This is a genomic window from Streptomyces yaizuensis (assembly GCF_034961445.1).
Lineage (GTDB): Bacteria > Actinomycetota > Actinomycetes > Streptomycetales > Streptomycetaceae > Streptomyces > Streptomyces yaizuensis.
In genome coordinates this window covers 185,773-211,509 of the sequence record NZ_BSBI01000007.1, presented here as the reverse complement: position 1 = coordinate 211,509, position 25,737 = coordinate 185,773, and the positions used below count along the sequence as shown (strand labels likewise).

Annotated in this window: 22 protein-coding genes; 6 read left to right on the top strand and 16 right to left on the bottom strand. The window is 74.7% G+C overall.

Annotation, left to right across the window (positions count from 1 at the left end):
- Window positions 1-35: 35 nt before the first annotated feature.
- The 9 genes from SYYSPA8_RS18580 to infC all read right to left on the bottom strand — a co-directional run bounded on the left by SYYSPA8_RS18580 (window position 36) and on the right by infC (window position 10,349).
- On the bottom strand, window positions 36-566 hold the full coding sequence (locus SYYSPA8_RS18580) for an NUDIX domain-containing protein (RefSeq protein ID WP_323448513.1): 531 nt from the start codon (window positions 564-566) through the stop codon (window positions 36-38).
- A gap of 116 nt (window positions 567-682) precedes the next feature.
- The gene (locus SYYSPA8_RS18575) at window positions 683-2,023 is read right to left on the bottom strand and encodes a transcriptional regulator (protein WP_323448332.1); all 1,341 of its coding nucleotides are present in this window, start codon (window positions 2,021-2,023) and stop codon (window positions 683-685) included.
- A 433-nt stretch (window positions 2,024-2,456) separates the two neighbouring features.
- Window positions 2,457-4,985, bottom strand: a complete 2,529-nt coding sequence (gene pheT / locus SYYSPA8_RS18570; RefSeq protein ID WP_323448331.1) for a phenylalanine--tRNA ligase subunit beta — start codon at window positions 4,983-4,985, stop codon at window positions 2,457-2,459.
- Entirely contained in the window at window positions 4,985-6,106 is a 1,122-nt protein-coding gene (gene pheS / locus SYYSPA8_RS18565; RefSeq protein ID WP_323448330.1) for a phenylalanine--tRNA ligase subunit alpha, read from the bottom strand. The genes pheT and pheS overlap by 1 nt, the downstream gene beginning before the upstream one ends.
- Before the next feature lie 238 nt (window positions 6,107-6,344).
- Window positions 6,345-7,499, bottom strand: a complete 1,155-nt coding sequence (locus SYYSPA8_RS18560) for a sensor histidine kinase (RefSeq protein WP_407706027.1) — start codon at window positions 7,497-7,499, stop codon at window positions 6,345-6,347.
- 138 nt (window positions 7,500-7,637) lie between these two features.
- Window positions 7,638-8,474, bottom strand: coding sequence for a TrmH family RNA methyltransferase (locus tag SYYSPA8_RS18555; protein WP_323448329.1), 837 nt, complete (start codon window positions 8,472-8,474; stop codon window positions 7,638-7,640).
- Between the two features lie 387 nt (window positions 8,475-8,861).
- Window positions 8,862-9,248: a 50S ribosomal protein L20 gene (gene rplT, locus SYYSPA8_RS18550; RefSeq protein WP_323448328.1), complete on the bottom strand. Its 387-nt coding sequence runs from the start codon at window positions 9,246-9,248 to the stop codon at window positions 8,862-8,864.
- A 128-nt stretch (window positions 9,249-9,376) separates the two neighbouring features.
- Window positions 9,377-9,571 (bottom strand): 50S ribosomal protein L35, encoded by a 195-nt coding sequence (gene rpmI / locus SYYSPA8_RS18545; RefSeq protein WP_323448327.1) that lies wholly within the window; start codon window positions 9,569-9,571, stop codon window positions 9,377-9,379.
- 124 nt (window positions 9,572-9,695) lie between these two features.
- The gene (gene infC / locus SYYSPA8_RS18540) at window positions 9,696-10,349 is read right to left on the bottom strand and encodes a translation initiation factor IF-3 (RefSeq protein WP_323448326.1); all 654 of its coding nucleotides are present in this window, start codon (window positions 10,347-10,349) and stop codon (window positions 9,696-9,698) included.
- A 386-nt stretch (window positions 10,350-10,735) separates the two neighbouring features.
- Here infC and SYYSPA8_RS18535 point away from each other — a divergent pair, with 386 nt between their 5' ends.
- Window positions 10,736-11,125, top strand: coding sequence for a DUF1844 domain-containing protein (locus SYYSPA8_RS18535; protein ID WP_323448325.1), 390 nt, complete (start codon window positions 10,736-10,738; stop codon window positions 11,123-11,125).
- Here SYYSPA8_RS18535 and SYYSPA8_RS18530 read toward each other — a convergent pair.
- Window positions 11,122-11,886: an NAD(P)-dependent oxidoreductase gene (locus SYYSPA8_RS18530; protein ID WP_323448324.1), complete on the bottom strand. Its 765-nt coding sequence runs from the start codon at window positions 11,884-11,886 to the stop codon at window positions 11,122-11,124. The genes SYYSPA8_RS18535 and SYYSPA8_RS18530 overlap by 4 nt on opposite strands.
- 100 nt (window positions 11,887-11,986) lie before the next feature.
- Between SYYSPA8_RS18530 and SYYSPA8_RS18525 the strand changes: the two genes are divergently transcribed.
- Entirely contained in the window at window positions 11,987-12,682 is a 696-nt protein-coding gene (locus tag SYYSPA8_RS18525; RefSeq protein WP_323448323.1) for a TetR/AcrR family transcriptional regulator, read from the top strand.
- The gene (locus tag SYYSPA8_RS18520; protein ID WP_323448322.1) at window positions 12,679-13,059 is read left to right on the top strand and encodes a hypothetical protein; all 381 of its coding nucleotides are present in this window, start codon (window positions 12,679-12,681) and stop codon (window positions 13,057-13,059) included. Before SYYSPA8_RS18525 ends, SYYSPA8_RS18520 begins: the two co-directional genes overlap by 4 nt.
- A 76-nt stretch (window positions 13,060-13,135) precedes the next feature.
- Here SYYSPA8_RS18520 and SYYSPA8_RS18515 read toward each other — a convergent pair whose 3' ends face one another.
- Window positions 13,136-13,867, bottom strand: coding sequence for an SseB family protein (locus SYYSPA8_RS18515; RefSeq protein WP_323448321.1), 732 nt, complete (start codon window positions 13,865-13,867; stop codon window positions 13,136-13,138).
- A 155-nt stretch (window positions 13,868-14,022) separates the two neighbouring features.
- Between SYYSPA8_RS18515 and SYYSPA8_RS18510 the strand changes: the two genes are divergently transcribed.
- Window positions 14,023-14,640: a serine hydrolase gene (locus tag SYYSPA8_RS18510; protein WP_323448320.1), complete on the top strand. Its 618-nt coding sequence runs from the start codon at window positions 14,023-14,025 to the stop codon at window positions 14,638-14,640.
- Window positions 14,641-15,013: 373 nt separating this feature from the next.
- On the opposite strand, the gene mycP is transcribed toward SYYSPA8_RS18510, so the two are convergent.
- Window positions 15,014-16,264, bottom strand: a complete 1,251-nt coding sequence (gene mycP, locus SYYSPA8_RS18505; protein WP_323448319.1) for a type VII secretion-associated serine protease mycosin — start codon at window positions 16,262-16,264, stop codon at window positions 15,014-15,016.
- A complete protein-coding gene (locus SYYSPA8_RS18500) occupies window positions 16,261-17,043 on the bottom strand; it encodes a hypothetical protein (RefSeq protein ID WP_407706034.1) in 783 nt (260 codons plus the stop codon). Before SYYSPA8_RS18500 ends, mycP begins: the two co-directional genes overlap by 4 nt.
- Window positions 17,044-19,927: 2,884 nt before the next feature.
- Here SYYSPA8_RS18500 and SYYSPA8_RS18495 point away from each other — a divergent pair.
- Entirely contained in the window at window positions 19,928-21,130 is a 1,203-nt protein-coding gene (locus SYYSPA8_RS18495; RefSeq protein WP_323448317.1) for an amino acid deaminase/aldolase, read from the top strand.
- 30 nt (window positions 21,131-21,160) lie between these two features.
- Here SYYSPA8_RS18495 and SYYSPA8_RS18490 read toward each other — a convergent pair whose 3' ends face one another.
- From SYYSPA8_RS18490 to SYYSPA8_RS18480, 3 genes are all read right to left on the bottom strand, one after another.
- Window positions 21,161-21,943 carry a 3-oxoacyl-ACP reductase gene (locus tag SYYSPA8_RS18490; protein WP_323448316.1) on the bottom strand — a complete coding sequence of 261 codons (783 nt, stop codon included), beginning with the start codon at window positions 21,941-21,943 and terminating at the stop codon, window positions 21,161-21,163.
- Between the two features lie 6 nt (window positions 21,944-21,949).
- A complete protein-coding gene (locus tag SYYSPA8_RS18485; protein ID WP_407706026.1) occupies window positions 21,950-23,353 on the bottom strand; it encodes an aldehyde dehydrogenase family protein in 1,404 nt (467 codons plus the stop codon).
- A 71-nt stretch (window positions 23,354-23,424) separates the two neighbouring features.
- Window positions 23,425-24,807 carry a glutamine synthetase family protein gene (locus tag SYYSPA8_RS18480; protein WP_323448314.1) on the bottom strand — a complete coding sequence of 461 codons (1,383 nt, stop codon included), beginning with the start codon at window positions 24,805-24,807 and terminating at the stop codon, window positions 23,425-23,427.
- Between the two features lie 195 nt (window positions 24,808-25,002).
- Between SYYSPA8_RS18480 and SYYSPA8_RS18475 the strand changes: the two genes are divergently transcribed.
- The gene (locus SYYSPA8_RS18475) at window positions 25,003-25,707 is read left to right on the top strand and encodes a FadR/GntR family transcriptional regulator (protein ID WP_323448511.1); all 705 of its coding nucleotides are present in this window, start codon (window positions 25,003-25,005) and stop codon (window positions 25,705-25,707) included.
- The last annotated feature ends 30 nt before the right edge of the window (window positions 25,708-25,737 follow it).

The window sequence follows — 25,737 nt, the reverse complement described above, 5'->3', positions numbered from 1 at the left end:
TCCCGATGACCGGCGCCAGGACACCCCGGCGCCGGTCAGCCCAGCCGCAGCGCGTGCAGCATCAGCAGCCCGGCCGCCATTCCGGCGGCCGGGACCTCACCCCGGGCGATCAGGTCGGGGACCAGTTTCAGCGGGATCCACTCCCGGCGGGAGGACTCGAAGCCGTCCTGCGGCGGTCCGGTGTAGGTCGCGCTCTCGGACCAGTAGAGATGGTGCCGGGCGTCGGTGAGGCCGTTCGACGGTTCGACGGTCATCAGATGTCTCAGCGGACCGGGCCGCCAGCCGGTCTCCTCCTCCATCTCGCGGGCCGCCGCCGCCGCGATCTCCTCGCCGTCCTCGACCACCCCGGCGGCCAGCTCCCAGCCCCAGCTGTCCGTGATGAAGCGGTGCCGCCACAGCAGCAGGACCTCGTTGGCCGCGTTGACCGAGGTCGCGACGGCCACCGGCCGCATCCGGATCAGGAAGTGGTCCAGCCGGTTGCCGTCGGGGAGCGCCACATCGGCGAGCCTGACCCGGAACCAGCGGTTCTCGTACACAGTCTGTTCGTTTAAGTTCGTCCACTGCATGTTCTGTGCCACCTTTCGACCAGTAGGTGGCAACAACCTCAGCAGGCGCAGGAGCACACCGGAAAGGCACCGCCCCGGTCGACGCGCAGGCGCCCCGCCCCTGCCCGCCGGGACGGTCACAGAGGTACGCGCAACGCCCCGTCGATCAGCTCCGCGGCCTGCCGGGCGGGCCCCGCGCCGCTGGCCACCAGGCGGGCCCGCACCGCCCGCAGCCGGTCCCGCAGCCGCTGCGACTCCATCCCCCGGGCCTGGTCGGCCATGGCGAGGGCCGTCCGCGCCGCCCGTTCCGGCTCGCCCCTGCTCAGCTCGATCTGGCAGAGCATGCCGAGCCGGTGCACCCGCCCCCGGTCGTGCGCGGGCGAGCCCACGGCCGCCGCCGCGTGCTCGTGCGCGGCGGTCAGCTCCCCCAGGCTCAGCAGCGCCTCAGCGACCTGGACATGGACCAGACCGGGCTGGACGTACCCGGTCTCGTCCGGCTCCGCTCCCGGCCGGATCCGCTCCGCCTCCCGCTCCGCCCGCCGGATCCGGTGCCGCGCCACCCGCCCGTCGCCGAGCCGCGCGTACGCCTTGGCCTGCATCGCGTACAGATCGGACGCGAGCGCCGGGGTGAGCGCCGGGCCCGCCGACCGCAGTGCCGCCTCCGCGAACGCCACCGCCTGCCGGTACTCGCCCATGAACAGCGACTGGTTGACGAGGAGGGCGACCGCGTAGGCCCCGAGACCCCGGTCGCCGCTGGCCTTCGCCAGCCGCAGCGCCTGGTGGAAGTAGCGCTGGGCCAGGCCGTGCGCGTCGGAGTCGTAGGCGCAGATCCCGGCCACCGCGACCAGCCCGCCGGCGGCCCGGTGCAGCCGGCGCCCCAGGGCGTCGCCGTACGCGCCGCGCAGCAGCGGCGCGGTCTGCGCGGTGAGGAAGCCGACGATCCGGGCGCGCGTCGCGATGCCGCCGGCCCTGCGGTACATCAGCTCGTAGTGGGCGCGCGCGGTCCGCAGCAGGGTGATGTCCGCCGGGGAGACGCGGGTGGGGCCCGCGCGGGAGACATCGGTGTCCTCCGGCGGGTTCTCCCACTCCCAGACGGGCATGACGGCCGGGGTGCCGGTGACCGCCGGGGCGTCGATGACCTGGCGGCGCTGCTGCTCGTCCGAGCGCCACAGCGCGGTGGCGCGGTCGACGAAGCCGCAGAGCGGGGAGCCGGGGCCGTCCGCCGGGCCGCCCTGGACACCGAGGCCGATGTCCCCGAGGGCGACGGGCCGGCCCAGCCGTTCGGCCAGCACCTCGCAGATCAGGTCGGGCACCCGGCCGCGCGGGCGCTGGCCCCGCAGCCAGCGGGCCACGGCGGTGTGGTCGTAGCGCAGGTCCAGGCCCCGGGCGAGCCCCGCCCGGTCGACCCGGGCGGCGAGGCCCGCGTGGGAGAAGCCCGCCTCGTCCAGCAGGGCGTCGAGCAGGGTGTTGGGCTGCATGGGGCCCTCCGGAGGCTCGGTGCGCCCAGCGTAGTGGACCCGGATTTCACCCGGGGTGTGAAGGGAGCGCACCGGCCCGGGGGGTGTGCGCGCTGTCGCCCGGCGGGGGCGGTCGATTGACTTGGACGCCCTCTCACAGAGGCGGCCGGACCACCGGGCTCCCCCTCGTACCGTGCGGTGGTCGCGTTCGCGTCGTCCGTCCCGTCGATCTGCCCGACACTCCGCGGCGGGACGGGCGGCGCCGGCCGGACGGCGGCCCTGTGGGCGCACCGGGCCCGCGCACCGCGCACCGGGCGGGTGCGCGGGCCGTCGTCGGGTGTCTTCCCCCACCCGGCGTTCCACGGCGGCGGGGCCCCGGAACGAGCGGAGGGGGAGCGCCCGGTTCCCCGGGTGCTCCCCCTCCGTCGTGCCATCGGCCGGACGCCGCGCGGGATCAGGCCCCGCGCAGCACCGCGCCCGCGGCCTCGGCGGCCCGGGCCACCGCGGCCTCCCGGGCGGCCGTGGCCTCCTCGACCGTCAGCGTCCGGTCCGGGGCGCGGAAGCGCAGCGCGTACGCCAGCGACTTCTTGCCCGGGCCGATCTGGTCGCCGGTGTAGATGTCGAACAGCCGGATGGACTCCAGCAGCTCGCCCGCGCCGGCCCGCAGCTGGTGCTCGACGAAGTCCGCCGGGACGTCGCTGTCGACGACGAGCGCCACGTCCTGGGTCGCCACCGGGAAGGTGGAGATCCGGGGCGCGCCGAGGGTGTCCCCGGCGGCCTCGGCCAGCAGGTCCAGGTTCAGCTCCATGGCGCAGGTACGGGCGGGCAGGCCCAGTGCCTTGACGACGCGGGGGTGCAGCTCGCCGGCGTGGCCGACGGTCCGCTTGGCCCCGTCCACGAAGGTGACCAGGGCGGCGCAGCGGCCGGGGTGCCACGGGCCGTACTGGGCCTGCTCGGCGAGGAGCGGGGCCCCGGTCTCCCCGGCGATCAGCCGGGCGGCCTCGACGGCGTCCGCCCAGTCGCCCGCGCGGCCCTTGCCCCACCAGCCGGAGCGCTCGCGCTCACCGGCGAGGACGACGGCGGCGTGGCGCGGCTGCTCGGGCAGTCCGGCGTCCAGCGCGGCGATCTCCTGGTCGGTGGGCCGGCGGTCGGCGGGCAGCACGGGCGCGGTGCGCGGTCCGGCCCCGGGGTGGAAGACCAGCCCGGTTTCGAAGAGCGCCAGGTCGTGGCTGCCGCGGCCGGTGTTGCGGCGCAGCGCGCCGAGGAGTCCGGGCAGCAGCGTGGTGCGCAGCGCGGGTTCCTCGTCGGAGATCGGGTTGACCAGGGTGACCACCCGGCGGGCCGGGTCGTCGGCGGTCAGGCCGAGCTGGTCGAGTGCCTGCTCGCCGATGAACGGGTAGTTCAGGGCCTCGACGTAGCCGGCGCCGGCGAGGGCCCGGCCGACGCGGCGGTGCAGCCGCTGGCGGTCGGTGAGCCCGCGCCCGGCGGGGGGCCTGGGAAGGGTGGTGGGGAGGTTCTCGTACCCCTCCAGCCGGATGACCTCCTCGGCGAGGTCGTTGGGGGCGCCGAGGTCGGGCCGCCAGGACGGGACGGTGACGATCAGCTCGTCCTGCCCGTAGACGTCGCAGCCGACGTCCTGGAGGCGGCGGACGACGGTCTCGCGGCCGTAGTCGACACCGGCGACACGGTCCGGGTGGTTCGCGGCCATGGTGATGGTGCGCGGCGCGGACGGCGAGCTGACCTGGGTGACCCCGGCTTCGGCGGTGCCGTCGGCGAGCAGGACCAGCAGGTCGACGGTGCGCTGGGCGGCGGCGGCACCGGCGAGCGGGTCGACGCCCCGCTCGAAGCGCCGGGACGCCTCGGAGCCCAGCTTGTGGCGGCGGGCGGTGCGGGCGATGGCGACCGCGTCGAAGTGCGCGGACTCGATGACCACCTCGGTGGTGCCGCGGACCTGCCCGGTCTCCGGGTCGGCGGTGGCGTCGGCGATCTCGGTGTTGGCGCCGCCCATGACGCCCGCGAGCCCGATGGGGCCCCGGTCGTCGGTGATGACGAGGTCGGCGGCGTCCAGGACCCGGGCGACGCCGTCGAGGGTGGTCAGCTTCTCGCCGGGCTCGGCGCGGCGGACCCCGATCGTGCCCTGGACGCGGGTGCGGTCGTAGGCGTGCAGCGGCTGGCCCAGCTCCAGCATCACGTAGTTGGTGATGTCGACGGCGAGCGAGACGGGGCGCATGCCCGCCTTCTGGAGGCGGCGGCGCAGCCAGATCGGGGAGTGCGCCTCCGGGTTGAGCCCGGTGACGGTGCGGGCGGTGAAGCGGTCGCAGCCGACGGGGTCGGCGATCCTCACCGGGTAGCCGTACGCGTTGGGGCCGGGCACGTCGAGGAGGGCCGGGTCGCGCAGCGGCAGGCCGTACGCGGTGGCGGTCTCGCGGGCGACGCCGCGCATCGACAGGCAGTAGCCCCGGTCGGGGGTGACGGCGATGTCGAGGACCTCGTCGTACAGCTCCAGCAGTGCGGCGGCGTCGATGCCGGGCTCGTACTCGGGCGGGAGCACGATGATGCCGTGGCTGCCGTCGTCGCCCAGGCCCAGCTCGTCGCCGGAGCAGATCATGCCCCGGGAGACCCGGCCGTACGTCTTGCGCTCGGCGATGCGGAAGTCACCGGGGAGCACGGCGCCGGGCAGCGCCACGACGACCTTGTCGCCGACGGCGAAGTTCCGGGCGCCGCAGATGATCTCCTGGGGCTCGCCGGTGCCGTTGGCGGTGCCGACGTCGACGGTGCAGAAGCGGATGGGCTTCTTGAAGTCGGTCAGTTCCTCGATGGTGAGGACCCTGCCGACGGCCAGGGGGCCGGTGAGCCCGGCGCCGAGCTGCTCGACGCTCTCGACCTCCAGGCCGGCCGCGATGAGTTTGGCCTGTACGTCACGGCCGGTCTCCGTCGCCGGCAGGTCGACGTACTCCCGCAGCCATGAAAGCGGGACCCGCATCAGATCTCCATCCCGAACGGCCGGGTGAACCGGATGTCACCCTCGACCATGTCTCGCATGTCCTCGACGTTGTGGCGGAACATCAGCATCCGCTCGATGCCGAACCCGAAGGCGAACCCGCTGTACTTCTGGGGGTCGACACCACAGGCGACCAGCACCTTCGGGTTGACCATGCCGCAGCCGCCCAGCTCGATCCAGCCTTCGCTGGAGCAGGTGCGGCAGGGCCGGTCCGGGTTGCCGACGGACGCGCCGCGGCAGACGTAGCAGACCATGTCCATCTCGGCGGACGGCTCGGTGAACGGGAAGAAGTTCGGCCGCAGCCGGGTCGTCATGCCCTCGCCGAAGAGCGACTGCACCATGTGGTCCAGCGTGCCCTTGAGGTCGGCCATGGTCAGACCCTCGTCCACGGCGAGCAGCTCGACCTGGTGGAAGACGGGGGTGTGGGTGGCGTCCAGCTCGTCGGTGCGGTAGACCCGGCCGGGGCAGATCACGTAGACCGGGGGTTCGCGGTCGAGGAGCGAGCGGATCTGCACCGGGGAGGTGTGGGTGCGCAGCACCAGGCCCGAGTCGGCGGAGCCGTCGGGGGCGGCGACGAAGAAGGTGTCGGCCTCGCCCCGGGCGGGGTGGTCGGGGCCGATGTTCAGGGCGTCGAAGTTGAACCACTCGGCCTCGGCCTCGGGGCCCTCGGCGACCTCGTAGCCCATGGCGACGAAGACGTCCTCGATGCGCTCCGAGAGCGTGGTCAGCGGGTGGCGGGCACCGGCCGGGACCCGGTCGTGGGGCAGCGTGACATCGACCGCCTCCTCGACCAGCACCCGGGCGTCGCGCTCGGCCTCCAGTTCGACCTGGCGGGCGGCGAGGGCCTTGTTCACCGCGCCCCGGGCCATGCCGACGCGCTTGCCGGCCTCGGCCTTCGCCTGCGGCGGCAGCGCCCCGATCTCGCGGTTGGCGAGCGCCAGCGGCGAGGCACCGCCGGTGTGCGCGACCTTCGCGTGGGCGAGTGCGTCGAGGTCGCCGGCGGCGGCGAAGGCGGCGAGCGCCTCGTCCCGCATGCGCTCGATCTCTTCCGGTTTCAGTGCCTCGACCTCGACCGGGTCGTACGACTTGTTGGGTGCGGACATCTCTTCCCGTGCTTCCGATTGGCTGGTGCTGCGCTGAATGCTGCCTTTACCGGGGGACTCCCCCGGACCTGTCCGCGCCGCTGCGTCCCGGGGGTGCGGCGACAGGTGCCAAAGGCCGAGTCTAAAGGGCGAGCGGGGGCGGGCGGTCCGGCGGCCGCTCCCGGAGGGCTCCGGGCGCGGCGGGGACGCGGCCCCGGCGGCCCGGTGCCACCGCTCGCCGCGGGGTGCCCGCGGGGGCTCAGGCCAGATAGGCCGGGGCGCCCACGGGCAGGATAAATCGGAACTGGGCGCCGCCGCCGGGGCCGCGTTCGACGGTGATCGTGCCGCCATGGGCCTCGACGATGCCCTTGACGATGTAGAGCCCCAGGCCGGTGCCGCCGCGCTTGCTCCCCCGCCAGAAGCGGGTGAAGACACGGGCCATCGACTCCTCGGGAATGCCGGGCCCCTCGTCGCTCACGGTGACCGCCGTGCCTCTCTCCTCGTCGCACTCCGCGTCCGCCGGGCCCGCCGTGGTCGCGGGCGCCACCTCGATGGTGACGGTTCCGGCGCCGTGGCGCACGGCGTTTTCCAGGAGGTTGCCCAGCACCTGGTCGATCTTGTCGGGGTCGGCCCACAGCATGGGCAGGTCACGGCGGATGCGGACGAGGAAGCGGTCGGAGCCGTGCCCGTTGGTCACATGGGCCTGGACATGGCGGCCCACGGCCGCCGCGATGTCCACGGGCTGGCGGCGCACCTCCAGCCGGCCGGAGTCGATACGGGAGATGTCCAGCAGCTCGGCGATGAGCCGGGTGACCCGGCTGGCGTCGGCGTCGACGGTCTCCAGCATCAGCCGCTTCTGGTCGTCGGTGAACCGCTCCCACTTGGCGAGCAGGGTGGCCGTGAAGCCCTTCACCGAGGTCAGCGGGGAGCGCAGCTCATGGGCGACGGTCGCGATCAGCTCGGCGTGGCTGCGTTCGCTGCGGCGGCGGGCCTCGGTGCCGCGCAGGCTGATCACCAGCCGGCGCAGCGGTCCGGTGGGCCGTTCGCGCACATAGCGCGCGGAGACCAGGACCTCGCGGCCGCCGGGCAGCAGCAGATTGCGCTCCGGCTGGCCGACCCGGGTGGCGAGCCCGCCGTACGGATCGGTCAGGGTCCACCAGCGGCGGCCGTTCAGGTCCTCCAGCGGCAGCGCGTGCTCCAGCGGCAGCCCGAGGACGTCGGCGGCGCGGACGGCCGTGATCCTGGCGGCGGCGGCGTTGAAGCAGACCACCCGGCCGTGCTCGTCGGCGACGACGAGGCCGTCGGGGAGGTCGTCGGGATCGATTCCGAGCCCGCCGGCCCCGGGGGCGGGCCCCTCCATGGGGCACAGCAAGGCGCCGTGCCGCTCCGCGGGCCTGCTCGTCCCGACTGCCATCCCCATGTCCCACCTCTCGGCCGTTGCTCAGTGGGCCCCCGAGCCCGTCACCCTACTAGCTGCTTGTGACCGTGCGGAGCCCCTGAGCGAGTAGTCCCCCCTCAATGAACCCAGCTCGTCCCCGCGAGCCGTCACGGTTCAGCGCGCGCCCCCTGTGCGCTGGGCGCGCGCCGAGGCATAGAGACAAACGGCCGCGGCGGTCGCCAGGTTCAGGCTCTCGGCCTTCCCGTGGATCGGCACCCGGACCACGGCGTCGGCGAGGGCCCGGGTCTCCTCGGGCAGCCCCCAGGCCTCGTTGCCGAAGATCCAGGCGGTGGGGCCGCCCATGGTGCCCGCGTCGAGTTCGGCGTCGAGGTCGTGCTCGCCGGCGCCGTCGGCGGCGAGGATCCGCACCCCGGCCTCCCGCAGGCCCCGCACGGCACGCTCGACGGGCACCCCGGTGGCCACCGGCAGATGGAAGTGCGAGCCGACGGAGGCGCGGACGGCCTTGGGGTTGTAGAGGTCGACGGAGGCGTCGGTGAGGACCACGGCGTCGGCCCCGGCGGCGTCCGCGCAGCGCAGCACGGTGCCGGCGTTCCCGGGGTCGCGGACGTTCGCGAGCACGGCGACGAGCCGGGGCCGGGAGCGGATCACGGCGTCGAACGGCGAGTCGAGGAAGCGGCAGACCCCGACCAGGCCCTGGGGGGTGACGGTGGTGGAGATGTCGGCGATGACGGCCTCGTCCGCGAGGTGCACCCGGGCCCCGGCGGCGGAGGCGGCGGCGACGATGTCCGCGTACCGCCCGGCGGCCTCGACCGTCGTGAACAGCTCGGTCAGCGTGGGCACGCCGGCGGTGGCGTGACCGGCCGCCTCGCGTACGGCCTGCGGCCCCTCGGCGAGGAACAGCCGATCCTTGCCGCGGAAGTTCCGCTTCGCGAGCCGCCGGGCGGCGGCGACCCGGGGGGAGCGCGGGGAGATCAACTCGGGGGCGGCCATGGACTCACTTTCGTCGGCACGGTTCGTCGATGCGGCGGCACGTTCGTCCGTACGGGGCGGGACCGGTCCGTACGGGGTCCGCGGGAGCCGATCGCCGCGGGATACGGACGCGCGGCACGAGCAGGGACCCGGCACGGCCCCGGCACGGACGGGTGGGGACCCGGCACGGACCGGTACGGATGAACGGGCAGGGGCCCGGCGGGGGCACGAACGCGGCCGCGGACGCGGTACGGGCCCGGGCGCGGCACGGCCGGACAGGGTGCGCACGCCCGGCCGGAAGGGGCGTACGAAGCGGTCCGTCCCGCCGCGCGGGAGAGGTCCGAAGACGCACCGGACCCGCAGGCCACAGGGCCTGCGGGTCCGGAAGCACACACCTCAGCGCGAGGCTCAGGCAGCGGCCTTCGGCGCGTTGACGTCGGCCGGCAGAGCCTTCTGCGCGACCTCGACCAGCGCGGCGAACGCGTTGGCGTCGTTGACGGCCAGCTCGGCCAGGATCTTGCGGTCCACCTCGACGTTGGCGGCCTTCAGACCCTGGATGAGGCGGTTGTACGTCATGCCGTTCTGACGAGCGGCGGCGTTGATCCGCTGGATCCACAGCTGACGGAAGTCGCCCTTGCGCTTCTTCCGGTCGTTGTAGTTGTAGACCAGGGAGTGGGTGACCTGCTCCTTGGCCTTGCGGTACAGGCGCGAACGCTGACCGCGGTAACCGCTGGCCTGCTCCAGGATCGCCCGGCGCTTCTTGTGGGCGTTGACTGCCCGCTTGACGCGTGCCACTTGTTAACTCCTTGTAGCGGGGTCGGTGCTCATACGGTGCTCACCCGACCCGAATTCGAATAGGTCCCGGTCTCGACGTGCCGTGCGTGCCCTGCGCTCCATCACCGAAAGGCGCGGCACGCGGGACGTCACTTGCCGAGAAGCTTCTTGATCTTCTTGGCGTCGCCCGGAGCCATCTCCGCGTTGCCCGTGAGGCGGCGCGTCAGCGTGGACGGCTTGTGCTCCAGCAGGTGGCGCTTGCCGGCGCGCTCACGGAGCACCTTGCCGGTGCCGGTGATCTTGAAGCGCTTCTTGGAACCGCTGTGCGTCTTGTTCTTCGGCATCGCGCCGTTATCTCCTCGTCAGTGGCGCTCCCCCGGTGCGCGGGCACCGCGTGCGGGGAGCGTCAGATGCTTGATGTCTGGATCCGGGCGGGACCCGGGGCCCCCTTGCGGCGGCCCCTCGGGATCACTCCCCGGAAACCTCGTCCTCGGCCGGCGCTTCGGCCGGGGCCTCGGTCTGGTGACCCTTGGCCTCCGCCTTGCGGGCGGCCTGGGCCTCGCGTGCCTCGGCCATGGCCTCGGTCTTCTTCTTGTGCGGGCCGAGAACCATGATCATGTTCCGGCCGTCCTGCTTCGGGTTCGACTCGATGAATCCGAGGTCCTCGACATCGGAAGCGAGACGCTGGAGCAGACGGAAGCCAAGCTCGGGGCGGGACTGCTCACGACCACGGAACATGATCGTGATCTTGACCTTGTCACCCTGCTTGAGGAACCGGACGACATGACCCTTCTTGGTGTCATAGTCGTGCGGGTCGATCTTCGGCCGGAGCTTCATCTCCTTGATGACCGTGTGCGCCTGGTTCTTGCGCGCCTCACGGGCCTTCATGGCCGACTCGTACTTGAACTTCCCGTAGTCCATGAGCTTGCACACGGGCGGCCGGGCGTTCGCCGCGACCTCGACCAGGTCGAGGTCGTACTCCTGTGCCAGCTCCAGTGCCTTGGCGAGCGGGACGATACCGACCTGCTCACCGCTGGGACCGACAAGCCGCACTTCCGGAACGCGAATCCGGTCGTTGATGCGGGGCTCGGCGCTGATGGATCCTCCTCGGTAGCACCACACGGCCGACTGGCAGCCAACCGCGTAACGTCTGTTGTCAGACCAACCGCGCCGGAACATGAAAAATGCCCCGGACGGGACACAGGCGGTTGCTCCATCACTACCGGAGCACCACCGCTGTCCGCGGGGCGCGTATCGAGCGGCTTCCATCGTCCGTACGGAACGATGGCTGCCGCCTGACCGGTGACCCGCCGCCCCGAGGGCGGCCAGGTGGGAGATCGGAGCCTCCACTTGTGGGCCGGGCACACCAGGTGTCCGGCCGGTCGTCACACAAGGTTAGCAGCTCCGCCCGGAAGGGGCGAACCGTACGCCATGGCCCGCGCGCGGGGGAGCTTCCCGGGCGGACCCGGCGGACGGGGGCCGGCCCCCGGCGGCCTATCGTGGGCGTCATGAGTGACACCACCCCGACCACGGCCTCCGCCGGCACCTCCGAGGCCACCGACGCCCCCGGCTTCACCGACATGACCCGCGACATCGCCGAGGTCCCGGCCGTCGAAGTGATCGTCACGGTCGCGGTGAACCTGATGAGCGCCGCCGCAGTGAAGCTGGGCCTCACGGAGGACGGCGCCGAGCACAAGGACCTGGACGAGGCCCGCAAGCTGGTGCACGCGCTGGCGGGGCTGCTGGACGCGAGCACGACCGAGATCAGCTCCTTCCACGCCGCGCCGCTGCGGGACGGCCTGAAGTCGCTCCAGCTCGCCTTCCGCGAGGCGTCGCTGGTCCCGGACGCGCCGGGCCAGGGCCCGGGCGAGAAGTACACCGGACCCGTCTACGGCTAAATCCTTTTACCCCCCTTCGGCCCCTTCGGCTGTGCGTGGCCGGAGGGGCCTTCGGCGTGGGCGAGGGCGCTGGGAGTACGGCAGCCGACGATCGCCGGCGCCTCCCGGACGAGCCCGTCGTCGGTGAGCGCCGCCACCATGAACAGCGCGAAGTCCACCCGGCGCGTCAGATCGCTGGCGAGCACCGGGTCGCCCACATGCCGGCTCCACACGGGCAGCCCCTGACTTGCGCCCTCCTCCAGGCTGCTGCCGCGCACCACGGTCCACCGGGTGTCGCTGGCGAACACCCGGCGGCACGCCTCCACCTGGTCGTCGATCTCGACGGCGCGGACCAGCCGGCCCAGCACGGCGGCGACCCGCACACCCAGGGTGAACATCCGTGAGTACCGGTCCCTGCCGTCGCGCGTGATGTGCCAGCCGCAGGAGAAGACCAGACGGGCACCCGGCCGCGCGTGGTCGAGCACGGCCTGCGCCGTGCCCGACGCGTACTGGCGCACCCCCCAGGGCACCAGCACCGTGAGCACCCCGTCGCACCCGTCCACCGCCCGGCGGATCACCTCGGGGTCGTTCGTGTCGCCCGGGACGACGGTCATCAGCCCGTCGAAGGCGGCCAGCTTCGGCACGCTGCGCTCCCGGCAGACGCCGACCACCTCGTAACCGCGTTCCAGCGCGTGCCGGACCATGTACTGGCCGAGCTTCCCCGAGGCTCCGACGACGCAGATCTTCTTCGTCTTCTTCGTCTCTGTACGTTCCGCGCCCATGGCCCAGCCCTTTCGCCGGAATGCCGACCTTATGGTGTAAGGCAAGCTAGCCTTATGATGTAAGGCAGTCAATGGGGGCGAATGCGAGAAGGAGGGGCCGATGCCCGAGGGAGGCAGGGGGAGGGGCCGGCGCGGGTCGGCGGCGCGCACCCCGCTCAGCCGCGACCGCGTGATCCGCACGGCGATGGCGGTGGCGGACGAGAAGGGCTCGGCCGCGCTCAGCATGCGGGCCATCGCCGAACCGCTGGGCGTCGAGGCGATGTCGCTCTACCACCACGTCGCGGGCCGGGAGGACGTCCTCGACGGCATGGTGGACGCGGTGTTCGGCGAGATCGACCTGCCACCGCGCGACACGGACTGGAAGACCGCAACGCGCCACCGGGCGCTCTCCGCCCGTGCCGTCCTGCGGCGCCATCCGTGGGCCGTCGCCCTGCTGGACTCCCGCACCCGGCCCGGACCGGCGACCCTGCGCCACCACGACGCCGTCCTGGGGGCGCTGCGCGCCGGAGGGTTCTCCGTCGCCCTGGCCGCGCACGCCGTCTCGCTGATCGACAGCTATCTGTACGGCTTCGTGATCCAGGAACTGAGCCTGCCGTTCAGCGGCCCGGCGGAGCTGGACGAGGTCGCGGGCGCGCTCCTGCGGGACCTGCCCGCCGACACCTACCCCCATCTCACGGAACTCGTCACCGAGCACGCGCTGAAGCCCGGCTACGACTACGCCGACGAGTTCACCTTCGGCCTGGGCCTCATCCTCGACGCGCTGCGTCCCGACGAGGACACGCGGGCTTCCCGGTGAGCAGCGTCGTGACGTTCTTCGTGGCACCGGACGACGCGGAGGAGGCCGTGGCCGCGTGGGAGGGCCTGGTCTCCGGCTTCTCCGCGGAGGGTCCCGACTCGCTCCCGGAGGCGGACGACCCGCGCGTCGTCGCCGGCGGGGACGACGGCGGACCCGTGGTCCTCGCCCTCTCCGCCCGTCTGGTGGACGCCCTGGGCGGGGCGGACCCTGCCCGGTTGCACGAGGTGGCCGTGGCGTGGATCCGGCAGCGGGCGGAGGACGGCGAGACGATCGGTCCCGACGTGGCCGGCGGGATCCTGGCGGGCCTGGGCGCTCTCGCCCACGGCAGGACGGCGCGCGACCACGGCCTGTACTGCTGGGTCGCGCAGGTCGCGTAGAAGGCCGTCGGGGCCGTCGGGGCCGTCGGATCCGTCCCCGTACCGCCCGCTCGCGGTACGGGGACGGCGTCGCCGCTCAGTCCCGTACGAACAAGGGCTCGCCCGGCGGGACGGACCCGGCCGGCAGCAGCGCCAGGTCGAGGCCCCGCACCAGGCGGGCCCTCAGGACGTCGTCGCCCGCCAGGGCCTCCGCGACCCGGCGGACGGCCTCCGCGGGCACCGCGTCGGCCGTGAGCACCAGGGCGAGGATGCCGTCGGCGCTGCCGGGGCCCAACTGGGCGCGGGCCACGGCGGGCTCGGCGGCCACCACCGCGCGCACCGCCTCCGTGACCGCCGGGTCCTCCAGCGGGTCCGTGCTGGTCCGGCCCTCGGCGAGGGCCAGCAGCGCGGGTCCGGTCAGCTGGTACGGCACCGGCCCCGCCAGGTCGATCACCAGGGTGTCGGCCCGCTCGTGCGCGGCGGCCTGGAGCGCCTGGTGCAGCGGTACGGCGACGGGCCGGGCCTTCGGGTCCCAGCGGGCGAGCGACGCGACCGAGGTGAAGGCGGGCAGCGCCCTCCGGTCGCCGGCGGTCAGCGTCGGGACGGCCATCTCGCTGGTCTTCTCGCGCCGCAGACCGTTCTCGTCGACCTCGACCTCGCCGAGGAGGGCGACCATCGGGACCAGCAGCCGCGCGCCCCGGAGGGCTTCGAGCACCGGCTGCTCGGCGGTGCGGTCCTGGGACCAGGCGGCGAGCGCCGCGCTGAGCCGGGGGTCGGCGGTTCCGTCGTCGTCGGAGAAACCGGGGTCGGGGATGTTCTTGAGCGCCACGCGTCGAGCGTAGTCCGCCGGGACGGGCACGCCTCGCGCGGGGCGGGCGCCGACGGGCGCGATGTGCCTGCGGCGGGCGGTGGCGGGTGCGGCGGGCCGCATTCGGGGGGCACGGCCTCTTCAGCGGCACCGGTGGTTGTCCTAACCTCACGATCATGACTGCCTCTGTCTCGGTGGCCCTGTCCGAGCGGTCGTACGGCGACGACGGCCGCGCCTACCCCTGCGCCAGCATCGTGAAGGTCTCCATCCTGGCGGCCCGGCTCCTGCGGGGCGGCCCGCTGACCGGGCCGGAACGGGAACTGGCCCGCGCCATGATCACCCGCAGTGACAACGAGGCGGCGAGCGCGCTGTACGCGACCGTCGGCGGCCCGCCCGGACTGGACGCCGCCCACGCCCGGCTGGGCCTCACCGCGACCACGGCCGACCGGGCGTGGGGCCTGACCCGTACCACCGCCCGGGACCAGCTGACCCTGCTGGACGCGGTCTTCGGCGGCGGGTTCCCCGAGCTGGCGGAGGTGACCGCGCTGATGGGGGAGATCGCCCCGGAGCAGTCCTGGGGGGTGTCCGCCGCCGGGGAGGGCTGGGCCCTCAAGAACGGCTGGATGCCGATGAGGGCCACCGGCCTGTGGGTGGTCCACTCGGTGGGCCGGGCCGCCGGGGGGCGGCTGATAGCGGTCCTCTCCGAGGGGCACCCGACGATGGCGGAGGGCGTCGCCGCGGTGGAGGAGGCAGTCCGGACGGCTCTGCTGCCTCCGGATCCGCCCGTCGGCTGACGGCGTGGGGCCCCGGGGGGCGGGGGCGCGGAACGGGCGCCGTCCGCCCGGCGGGCGGGCCCCGGCAGGGCCCAGAGCACGGATTACCTCCGGGCCCACAGCCGACGAACCGGGCCGCAGAGCAAAGAGCGGGGGGCACACCCGAGCCCTCGGGCACAGCACGGGTCCGGCGTCAGGCACGCGAGTCCGGCGAGGTCCCGACGAGAGGTCCTGGGTCCCTGTCTTGTGGAGCAGGCCGGATCAGGGAGCGGTTCCGGTGCATGGGGTCTCCCTGGGCCCGCCGGGGCCGAGGGGCCGGATCGCCAGGCGGAGGATGGGGGTACCACCCGGGTCGCCAGGGCCGGCGAGTCCAGCAGGGTCCGGACCGCAGGCCCTATTCCCCGGGGGCGGTACGGGCGGTGCGCCAGAGCGCGACGGCGGCCGCGAGGGCCAGGGCGCCCGCCGCGCCGGCGAGCGGGCCCAGCCAGCCGGCCGGTTCGGCCACGGGCGGGACGGCGCTGGGGCCGGGCCCGAAGTACTTCCCCGCGTACCCGGCCGTGGCCCGCCGGGGGTCCGCCGGGCGCAGCCGCGCCGCCGCCGCGAGGGCCGCCGCCGGGTCGACCATCCCGTACCCCTTGGCGTCGTCCCGGCCGCCCGCCGGGCTCTCCCGCGCCGTCTCGGTCAGCAGGGTCTTCACCTGCGCCGGGGTGAGCCCCGGGTGGGCTGAGCGGACGAGCGCCACCGCGCCGGAGACGAACGCGGCGGCCGCGCTCGTACCCCAGCCCTGGTAGTACTTGCGGTCCGGGTCCGGGATGATCACGTCGACGCCGGGGGCGTTGACCGTGGCGTACCAGCGCTGGGTGGAGAACGGCGCGCGGTTGCCGAAGCGGTCGACCGCCGTCACCGCGATCACTCCGGGGTACGCGGCGGGGTAGGAGATCCGGTCCCCCTTCTCGCCTCCGTTGCCCGCCGACGCGACGACGACGGCACCCTTGGCGAGCGCGTACCGTACCGCCGCGTCCTCACCGGCCTCCGCGTGGGCGGACTCGCTGTCGTCGCCGAGGGAGAGGTTGATGACGTCGGCGCCCTGGTCCGCCGCCCAGCGGATGCCCTCGGCCAGGGCGGTGCCCCGGGAGCCCCGGGCCTTCTCGCGGGCGGTGTCGCCGCTCTCCAGGATCACCCGCACGGGGAGGATCCTGGCCTCGGGGGCGATGCCCATGACGCCGTCGGTGTTGCCGGGGCCGTGCCCGTGGGCGGCGATGATCCCGGCCATCGCGGTGCCGTGCCGGGCCCAGGGGCGGTCGCCCCGGCCCGCGCCGAAGCCGATGAGGTCCTTGCCGGGCAGGACGTTTCCGGCGAGGTCGGGGTGCTGGTCGTCGACGCCGGTGTCGAGCACGGCGACGGTGACGCCCGCGCCCTTGCTGGTGCGCCACGCCTCCTGGGTGTGGAGCGCGTCCAGGCCCCACTGCTGGGGCCGGATGCCGGTGCCGTCGGCGTGTGCGGGCGCGGCGGGCAGCAGGGCGAGGGTGGTGGCCGCGAGCAGGGCCGCGCCACGGGCCGGCAGCAGGGCCCGCCGGCGGTTACGGGTACGGGTACGGGTACGGGTACGGGGGCGGCCCGCGAGGGCCCGGGTCGTGTCCGTCATGATCCGTCCGTCCCGTTCGCCGTGTACCCGTCCTCCGCGCGCCCGTTCGCCGTGTCCCGGAGGGCGACCCGCAGGGCCCGGGTGACCGCGTCCGCGAGGCCCTGGGCCTCGTGCCCGAGGCCCGCCTGCGCGGCGGCCGTCGTCGCCCCCCGCGCGCGGGCGTCGTCGGCGTGCTGCGGGACTCCGACGGGGCGCCCGTCGGCGAAGCCCGACACGGCCTGGACGACGACGGGGACGTCCTCCAGCACCTCCACCGTCCAGCTCGCCCGCTGGGCCGTGCCGAACCGTTCGGCGACCGTGCCGGGAGCGGGCAGGGTACGGGGCAGCAACTCCGGGTCCCGGTCCGTGTCGACGGATGTGAAGCGGGCGGCCAGGGCGCGGGTCGCGGCGGCGTCCCCCGTGGTGAAGACCAGTTCGACGGTGGTGACATGGCTGGCGGTGGCGTCGGTGTAGGTCGCCCGCAGCACCCGGGAGCAGCCGACGGTGCGCAGGGTGGCCAGGAGGGCGGGGGTCAGCCGGTCGGCGCAGGCCCCGTCGGGTGCGACGGCGACCCTGGTCCAGACGCGGTCGGCGTGGCCGGGGCCCGCTCCCTCGCCGTGCAGGGTACGGGGGAAGAGCGCGTCCACGGGGGCGTTGTGCCACAGGATCCGGGCGGTGGCGTACGCGGAGTCCGCCGTGGTGTCGGCGCTGGAGTCGCCGGTGAGCCAGGTCCCGGTGGCGGCGCCGCCGATGAGCCCGAGGCCGAGCAGTCCGGAGGCGACGGCGGCGACGGCACGCAGGGACCGCCGGGGGCGCCTCGGCGCTCCGGTCGTCCCGACGGGGTAGGCGGGGTGCGCGGGGTACGCAGGGTGCGCGGTGTCCGGCACGGCTGCGGTGAAGCGCCGCCAGTCGTCGTCCTCGTGCCCGGGGCCCCGCCCCGGCAGGCCGCCGGCCTGCCGCACGGCTTCGGCGGGCAGCGGACCGGCACCGGGCCGGTGCACCCTTGCGGCCGGGTGCCCGGTGGACGGGTACGGGTATGGCCGCCCGGGCTCTCCCCGCCGCGCCGCCGGAATCCCTCCGCCCGCGCGGGGCACGGGCCCCGGGTCCGGCCCCTCCGACACCCCGGCACCGCCGTCGGCTTCGGGCGACCGCGCGCCCGGCACCGTGTACCCGTACCCGGCACCCTCCTGCGGCAGCCCGGAACCGGCCACGCGGTGCTCGGGCCATGTCCCTTCCCGCGCCCACCGGGCATCCGGCCGCACGGGAGCGGGGCGTTCCGGAGTACCGGAACCGTCGCCTGCGCGCGCCGGTCCGGGGCGCCTGCCGGGCAGTGCGCCCGAAGGCCGGTCGGACGACGGATCCACGCGGCCGGCCGTGGGGCGCCCGGGGGCATCCGGCCCGGGGCGCCTCCCGGGCACAGGGCCTGCGGGCCGGTCGGACGGCAACGGAGGCCGCGCGCCCGGACCGTCGGCCGCACGCCCGGCTCTCCCGGGCCCTGCCGGACCGGGAACTCCCCGCGCGGGCGCCGGGCCCCTGCTCCCGGCACGGCCCTGGGGCCACGTACCCGAGGGAGCCGCGTCCCCGGCGGCCGACGGCGGCGGGACCGCGCGGGACCGGGGCGCGGAGGACCCGTTCCCCTGCGTCGGAGCACCGCGGTGAGGCACCGCCGAACGCGACGGATCCGGGCGCGACGGATCCGGGCGCGACGGATCCGGGCGCGACGGGCCGCCAGGCCTGTCACCCGCCCGTACCGGTCCGGGATATCCCCCGGGCTCAGCGCTCGAAAGCCGCTCGGACGGCGCCGGATCCGCGCCCGGCGCGGCGACCCCGCCGGGTGCCGGACGCCCGGGGGCACCCGGCCCTGCCCGGTCGGGCGCGGGAGTCGCGTTCTCCGGCTTCTCGGGCGTGGGGCCCGGGGGCAACGCCGGTCCTGGTACGGGTCCTGGTACGGGTCGCCGGGCCGGGCCGGACGCCGGAGTTGCGCCCTTGGCGTCGGCGTCGGACGGGGAGGGCCGCCCGCCCCGAGCCGTCAGTTCAGCGGATCCGCCCGCCACCCGCGCGGGCGGAACCCCCGGAGGCAACACCGGCCCCGGTACGTACCTCTGCCCCAAGGCGGGAATCCCATCCGCCGGCCCCCATGAGGGCCCACCGGGGCCTACAGCGCGACGACCGTGCGACTGTCCGCCCGGGGCAGCGGAACCATCCACCGCACCCACGGACGGGGAAAGACCTTCCCCCGGCCCCCAGGACGGAACACTAGGAGGGGGCACCACGGCTTCTCGCGCATGTCGCTGCCCCGGCGCTGGAACTCGGCCCTCCGGCCGCTGCGGGGTCCCACCGGGGCCCACCGCACGACCACCCTGCGACTGCCCACCCGGGCCGGCGGAGCCGTCCACCGCACCCACCGACGAGGAAAACCCCTCCCCCGACCCCCCGGGCACAGCACCGGAGGGCAACACCGGCCCCGGCCCATGCTGCTGCCCCGACGCCGGAATCCCATCCGCCGGCCCCCGCGAGGGCCCCTCGGGACCTACAGCGCGACGACCTTGCGACCGCCCGCCCAGGGCAGCGGAGCCGTCCACCGCACCCACCGACGGGGAAAAACCCTCCCCCGACCCACCGGGGACAACACCCGGAGGCGGCAACACCGGCCCCGGCACATGCCGCTGCCCCCGCGCTGGAACTCGGCCCTCCGGCCGCTGCGCGGTCCCACCGGGGCCCACCGCACGACCACCCTGCGACCGCCCACCCGGGCCGGCGAAGCCGTCCACCGCACCCACCGACCGGGGAAACCCTTCCGGTCCCGGCACGTCCCGCTGCCACTGCCCCGGCGCCGGAACCCCACCCTCCGCGCCATCACGCGCGGTTCGCACCGGACGCCGTTCGGGCGGCAGGGAGTTCGCGCCACCACGTATCCCCGGGACCACCGGCCCCGGGCCGTCGGCCGTGCGCGGCGACGAGGGGAAGCCGCGGTCCGCCCGCTCCGGCGGCAGCGCGCCGCCCGGTGCGTTCCCGGGGCGCGCGGGCTGTACGGGCCCCTCAGGTCGCGGCGCGTACGGCTCAAACCCCGGTGCCTGCCCCCGGCCGTCGGCGGGCGGGGCCGGTATCCGGCGGGGGGCGGTGTGCGGCGGGAGGTGCAGGGCCCGGGAGGGGTCCGGGGACGGGTGGCGGGGGGTCGACTCCGGTGGGAGCGGGCCCGCCCCGGGGCGCTGCGGACGGGGCTGGGCCGGGCGTACGGAGACATCCCCCTGGGCCGGGGCCGGGCGTACGGGGGCGTCCGCGTGGGCCGGGGCCGGGCGTCCCGGCCGTATCGGCGGGCCGAACCGGCCCGGCGTGGCGGGAGACGCGGACGAAGGCGGCGCGGGCTGCGCAGGAGGAGCAGGAGGCGGCGCAGGTGGCAGGGGGTTCCCGGCGGCCGAGGGCCCGGCCGGGCCCGGCGTGGGACGTCCGTCCCCGTCGGCGGTGGGGTCCCCGGGGCGTGGTCCGTCCGTACTCATGCCGCCCCCCGTCTCGCCGCCGCCCTTACCAGCGGTTTTCCCCTGCCCGTGCAGGTCATGCCGCCACCGCTGCCCGCGTCACTCTACGGCGTGGCCCGCACACGGCGGGACCGTGGCCCCGTCTCCGGGGCGATCTGCGCAGATCATCCCCCTACCCCCTGGTAGCCCCGTCTGGCAGGCTCTGCGCATGACTCCCCGAGCCGCCGACCGGGCCCGCTACGACCGGGCCACCGCCCACCTCGACGCCCCGCTCGCCATCGTGGACCTGGACGCGTTCGACGCCAACGCGGACGACCTGGTGCGCCGGGCCGGGGGCAAGCCGGTGCGGGTGGCGAGCAAGTCCGTGCGCTGCCGGGCGCTGCTCGAACGGGTGCTGGCGAAGGACGGGTTCGCGGGGGTGATGGCCTTCACCCTGGCCGAGGCGGTGTGGCTGGCCCGCTCCGGTTTCACCGATGTGCTGCTGGCTTACCCCTCGGCCGACCGGGCCGCCTTCGCGGAGCTGGCGGGCGATCCGAAGCTGGCCGCCGCCGTCACCGTGATGGTGGACGACACGGCCCAGCTCGATCTGATCGAGGCCGCGCGGGCGGGCGGCACGGAGGAGGTCCGGGTCTGTCTGGAGCTGGACACCGCGCTGCGGCTGCTGGGCGGGCGGATACGGGTCGGGGCGCTGCGCTCCCCGGTGGGCGACCCGGCGGGCCTGGCGGAGCTGGCGCGTTCGGTGGTGCGGCGGCCCGGTTTCCGGCTGGTGGGTCTGATGGCGTACGAGGCGCACATCGCGGGCGTGGGGGACGCGTCGCCGGGTTCCCCGGTGCTGTCGCGGGGGATCCGGGTGCTCCAGCGGGTGGCCCGCGCGGAGCTGGCGGCGCGGCGGGCGGCGGCGGTGCGCGCGGTGCGGGCGGTCGCCCCGGAGCTGGAGTTCGTCAACGGCGGCGGCACCGGGAGCGTGCAGCACACGGCGGCGGAGGACGCGGTGACGGAGGTGGCGGCCGGCTCGGGGCTGTACCAGCCCCGGCTGTTCGACCACTTCACGTCGTTCACGGGCCGCCCGGCGGCGCTCTTCGCCCAGCCGGTGGTGCGCCGCCCCGGCGTCGGTGTGGTGACGGTGCTCGGCGGGGGCTATCCCGCGTCGGGCGAGGCGGGCCGGGACCGGTCGCCGGTGCCGTATCTGCCGGAGGGGCTGCGGTACTCCCGCCGGGAGGGCGCGGGCGAGGTGCAGACGCCGCTGCTGGGCTCCGCCGCCGACGATCTGCTGATCGGCGACAAGGTGTGGTTCCGGCATGCGAAGGCCGGGGAGCTGTGCGAGCGGTTCGCCCGGCTGCACCTGGTGTCGGGCGACCGGGTCACGGAGACGGTCCCGACGTACCGGGGCGAGGGCCACACCTTCCTGTAGCCCCCGCCCCCGCCCCCGCCCCCGCAACCGCTAGAGCGGGGTGACGTACGCCCCGGCGATCCCGCCGTCGACCAGGAAGTCGGTCGCGTTCACGAACGACGCGTCGTCGCTGGCGAGGAAGGCGACGGCCGCCGCGATCTCCTCGGCCTCGGCGAACCGTCCCACGGGGATGTGCACCAGCCGGCGGGCGGCCCGCTCGGGGTCCTTCGCGAACAGCTCCTGGAGCAGGGGCGTGTTGACGGGCCCGGGGCAGAGCGCGTTGACGCGGATGCCCTCGCGGGCGAACTGGACGCCCAGCTCGCGGGACATGGCCAGCACGCCGCCCTTGGAAGCGGTGTAGGAGATCTGCGAGGTGGCGGCGCCCATGACGGCGACGAAGGACGCGGTGTTGATGATGGAGCCGCGGCCCTGGCGCTGCATATAGGGGATGGCGGCCTTGCAGCACAGGTAGACGGAGGTGAGGTTGACGTCCTGGACGCGCTTCCAGGCTTCGAGCCCGGTGGTGAGGATGGAGTCGTCCTCGGGGGGCGAGATGCCCGCGTTGTTGAAGGCGATGTCGACGGAGCCGTAGGTCTCGTACGCCGTCCGGAAGAGCGCCTCGACCTGCTCGGCGTCGGTGACGTCGACGCGGACGAAGGTCCCGCCGACGGCTTCGGCTGCGGCCTTGCCCGCGGTCTCGTCGATGTCGCCGCAGACGACGTGGGCGCCTTCGGAGGCGAGGCGGCGGGCGGTGGCCAGCCCGATGCCGCTGCCGGCTCCGGTGACGACGGCGGTACGGCCGATCAGGCGGCGGCAGAGGGGGGTGTCGGTCATGGGTGGTCATGCCTCCGTACTGAAGAAGACGTTCTTGGTCTCGGTGAATGCGGCGAGGGCGTCGGGGCCCAGTTCCCGGCCGAGGCCGGACTGCTTGTAGCCGCCGAACGGGGTCCAGTAGCGGACGCTGCTGTGGGAGTTGACGGAGAGGTTCCCGGCCTGGACGGCGCGGGAGACGCGGATGGCGCGGCCGACATCCCGGGTCCACAGGGAGCCGGAGAGCCCGTACTCAGTGGCGTTGGCGAGCCGTACGGCGTCGTCCTCGTCCTCGAAGGGGAGCACGACGGCGACCGGTCCGAAGATCTCCTCGCGGACCGCCGGGGCGTCGGGGGCGAGCCCGGTGAGCACCGTCGGCGGGAACCAGAACCCGGGCCCGGTGGGGGCGGTGCCCCGGATACCGGACAGCTCCGGGCCGGCCAGTGAGCGGACCCGGTCGAGCTGCCGCCGGGAGATCAGCGGCCCCATGTGGGTCTTCTCGTCCAGCGGGTCGCCGACGACGACGGACTCGACGGCGGGGGCGAGCAGTTCCAGGAAGCGGTCGTACACCTGGCGCTGCACCAGGATGCGGCTGCGGGCGCAGCAGTCCTGTCCGCTGTTGTCGAGGAAGGACATGGGCGTGGCGGCGGCCGCGGCCTCCAGGTCGGAGTCGGCGAAGACGATGTTGGGACTCTTGCCGCCGAGTTCCAGGGTCACCCGCTTCACCTGTGCGGCGCAGCGGGCCATGATCTCCTTGCCGACGCGGGTGGAGCCGGTGAAGACGATCTTCGCGACGCCGGGGTGGTCGACCAGGGCGGTGCCGGTGACGGGGCCGGCGCCGGGGAGCACCTGGAGCAGCCCGTCGGGCAGGCCGGCCTCCCGGGCCAACTCGGCGAGGCGCAGCGCGGTCAGCGGGGTGGTCTCGGCGGGCTTGAGCAGGACGGCGTTCCCGGCGGCGAGCGCGGGGGCGGTGGCCCAGACGGCGATCGGCAGGGGGTAGTTCCAGGGCGCGATGACGCCGACGACGCCGAGGGGTTCCAGGAGGGTGATGTCGAGACCACCGGGTACGGGGATCTGCCGGCCGTTGAGCCGTTCGACGCCCCCGGCGGCGTAGTCGAGGAGGTCGCGGACGTTGGCGGCCTCCCAGCGGGCGGTGCCGAGGGTGTGGCCGGCCTCCTTCACCTCCAGGAGGGCCAGTTCCTCGGTGTGGTCGTCGACGACGGCGGCGAAGCGGCGCAGCTGCCGGGCCCGGTCGGCGGGGGCGAGGGCGGCCCAGGTGCGCTGGGCGCGGGTGGCGCGGGCGACGGCGGCGTCGACCTGGTGGGGGGTGGTGGCGGGGACGGTCGCGACGACCTCGCCGGTCGCGGGGTTGAGCACGTCATGGGCGTCCGGGTGGGCGTCCTTGGGGGCTTCTTCAGCGGCTTCAGTGGACAACGCGTTCCTCACAGTCCTCACAGTCGTCACGGGCATCGCCTTCGGCTTCGGCTTCGGCTTCGGCGCGTGCGTCACAGTCGTTCGAAGGAACGGCGCAGCTCCCAGTCGGTCACGGCCGCGTCGAAGGCGGCGAGTTCCACCCGGGCCATGTTGCTGTAGTGGGCGACGACCTCGTCGCCGAAGGCGGCCTTGGCGATCGGGCTGTTCTCCCACAGCTCGGCGGCCTCGCGCAGCGTGGTGGGGACCTGGGCGCAGTCGGCGGCGTACGCGTTGCCGGTGCACGGCTCGGGCAGTTCGAGGCGCTGTTCCAGCCCGTGGAGCCCGGCGGCGACCAGACCGGCGACGGCGAGGTACGGGTTGACGTCGCCGCCCGGCAGCCGGTTCTCGAAGCGCAGGGAGCGGCCGCGGCCGACGACCCGCAGCGCGCAGGTGCGGTTGTCGTGCCCCCAGGCGACCGCCGTGGGCGCGAAGGTGCCGGGCTGGAACCTCTTGTACGAGTTGATGTTGGGCGCGTACAGCAGGGCGAAGTCGCGCAGCGCGGCCAGCTGCCCGGCGAGGAAGTGCCGCATCACGTCCGACATCCCGCCGGGGCCGTCCCCGGGCATGGCGCTGGCGCCGTCAGCTCCGGTGCCGGTACCGGTGTCGGCGAGGGAGAGGTGGATGTGGCAGGAGTTGCCCTCGCGCTCGTCGTACTTGGCCATGAAGGTCAGGGAGACGCCCTCCTGCGCGGCGATCTCCTTGGCCCCGGTCTTGTAGACGGCGTGCTGGTCGCAGGTGACGAGGGCGTCGTCGTAGCGGAAGACGATCTCGTGCTGGCCGGGGTTGCACTCGCCCTTGGCGGACTCGACGGTCAGCCCGGCGGCGGCCATCTCGTTGCGGATCCGGCGCAGCAGGGGTTCGATGCGGCCGGTGCCGAGGACCGAGTAGTCGATGTTGTACTGGTTGGCCGGTGTAAGCCCCCGGTAGTCCCGGTCCCACGCCTGCTCGTAGGTGTCCTTGAAGACGATGAACTCCAGCTCGGTGCCGACGCGGGCGGTCAGCCCGTGCCCGGCCAGCCGCTCCAGCTGGCGGCGGAGGATCTGCCGGGGGGCGGCGACGACCGGGGAGCCGTCGTCCCAGGCGAGGTCGGCGATGAGGAGCGCGGTGCCCTCGTTCCAGGGGACGCGGCGCAGGGTGGCCGGGTCCGGGTGCATGGCGAAGTCGCCGTAGCCGCTCTCCCAGGAGGCCATGGCGTATCCGTCGACGGTGTTCATCTCGGTGTCGACGGCGAGGAGGTAGTTGCAGCCCTCGGTGCCGTGCTCCAGGACCTCGTCGAGGAAGAACCGGGCGGCGAACCGCTTGCCCTGGAGCCGTCCCTGCATGTCGGGGAAGGCGAGCACCACGGTGTCGATCTCGCCGTTCGCGACGAGGGCGCGCAGCTCCTCGACCGGGAGCGGGGGTGTGCGGTCTGCCACGGGGTTGTGCCTCCTTGGGTCAGCCGGAAGCCATAAGGTATTGCTGAAGACCATTGGTTGGGAAGAGGGAAAAGGGACGTGGCGAATCCGGAGGGCGCGAAGGAAGCGCGGGGCGCGCGGGACGCGGCGGGGGCGGACGACACGGGCACTGCCGGCGGCACCGATGACGGCTCCTCGGGGGCGCGCGGCGACCGGCTGGCCGCCGTGCTGCGCCCGGTGCGCGCGGGCAACGGCTTCGAGGAGGCGCTGGAGCAGATCCTGCAACTGCTCCGGCTCGGGCTGGTGCCCGGGGGCGGCCGGCTGCCGGCGGAGCGGGAACTGGCCGAGCGGATGGGCATCAGCCGCGTCACCCTGCGCGAGGTGCTCAAGGTCCTCGCCGACCAGGGGCTGGTGGAGAGCCGGCGCGGGCGCTACGGCGGGACGTTCGTCCTCGGCCGGTCGGGCGACCCCGGCGCGGAGGCGCTGCGCCGCCGGGTGGCCGATGTGGACGTCGACGTGGAGGACACCCTCCGCTTCCGTGAGGTGCTGGAGGTCGGGGCGGCGGGGCTGTGCGCCGCGTACCCGCTGGGCGCCGCCGGCGAGGAGCGGCTGCGCACCGCGCTGGCGGCCACGCAGGACGCGCCCCTGGCGGAGTACCGCCGCCGGGACACCCTCTTCCACCTCACCCTGGCGGAGCTGTCCGGATCGGCCGGGCTGGCCGCCCAGTACACGGCCGTCCGCGCGCGCCTGAACGACCTGCTCGACTGCATCCCGCTGCTGGTGCGGAATCTGGAGCACTCGCAGCGGCAGCACGCGGCGCTCGTCGACGCGGTGCTCGATGGGGACGCGGACGGCGCGCGCGAGGTGATGCGGGAGCACTGCGAGGGGACGGCGGCGCTGCTGCGCGGCTTCCTCTCCTGAACGGCCGAAGACAGCCGAAAGGGCCGAAAG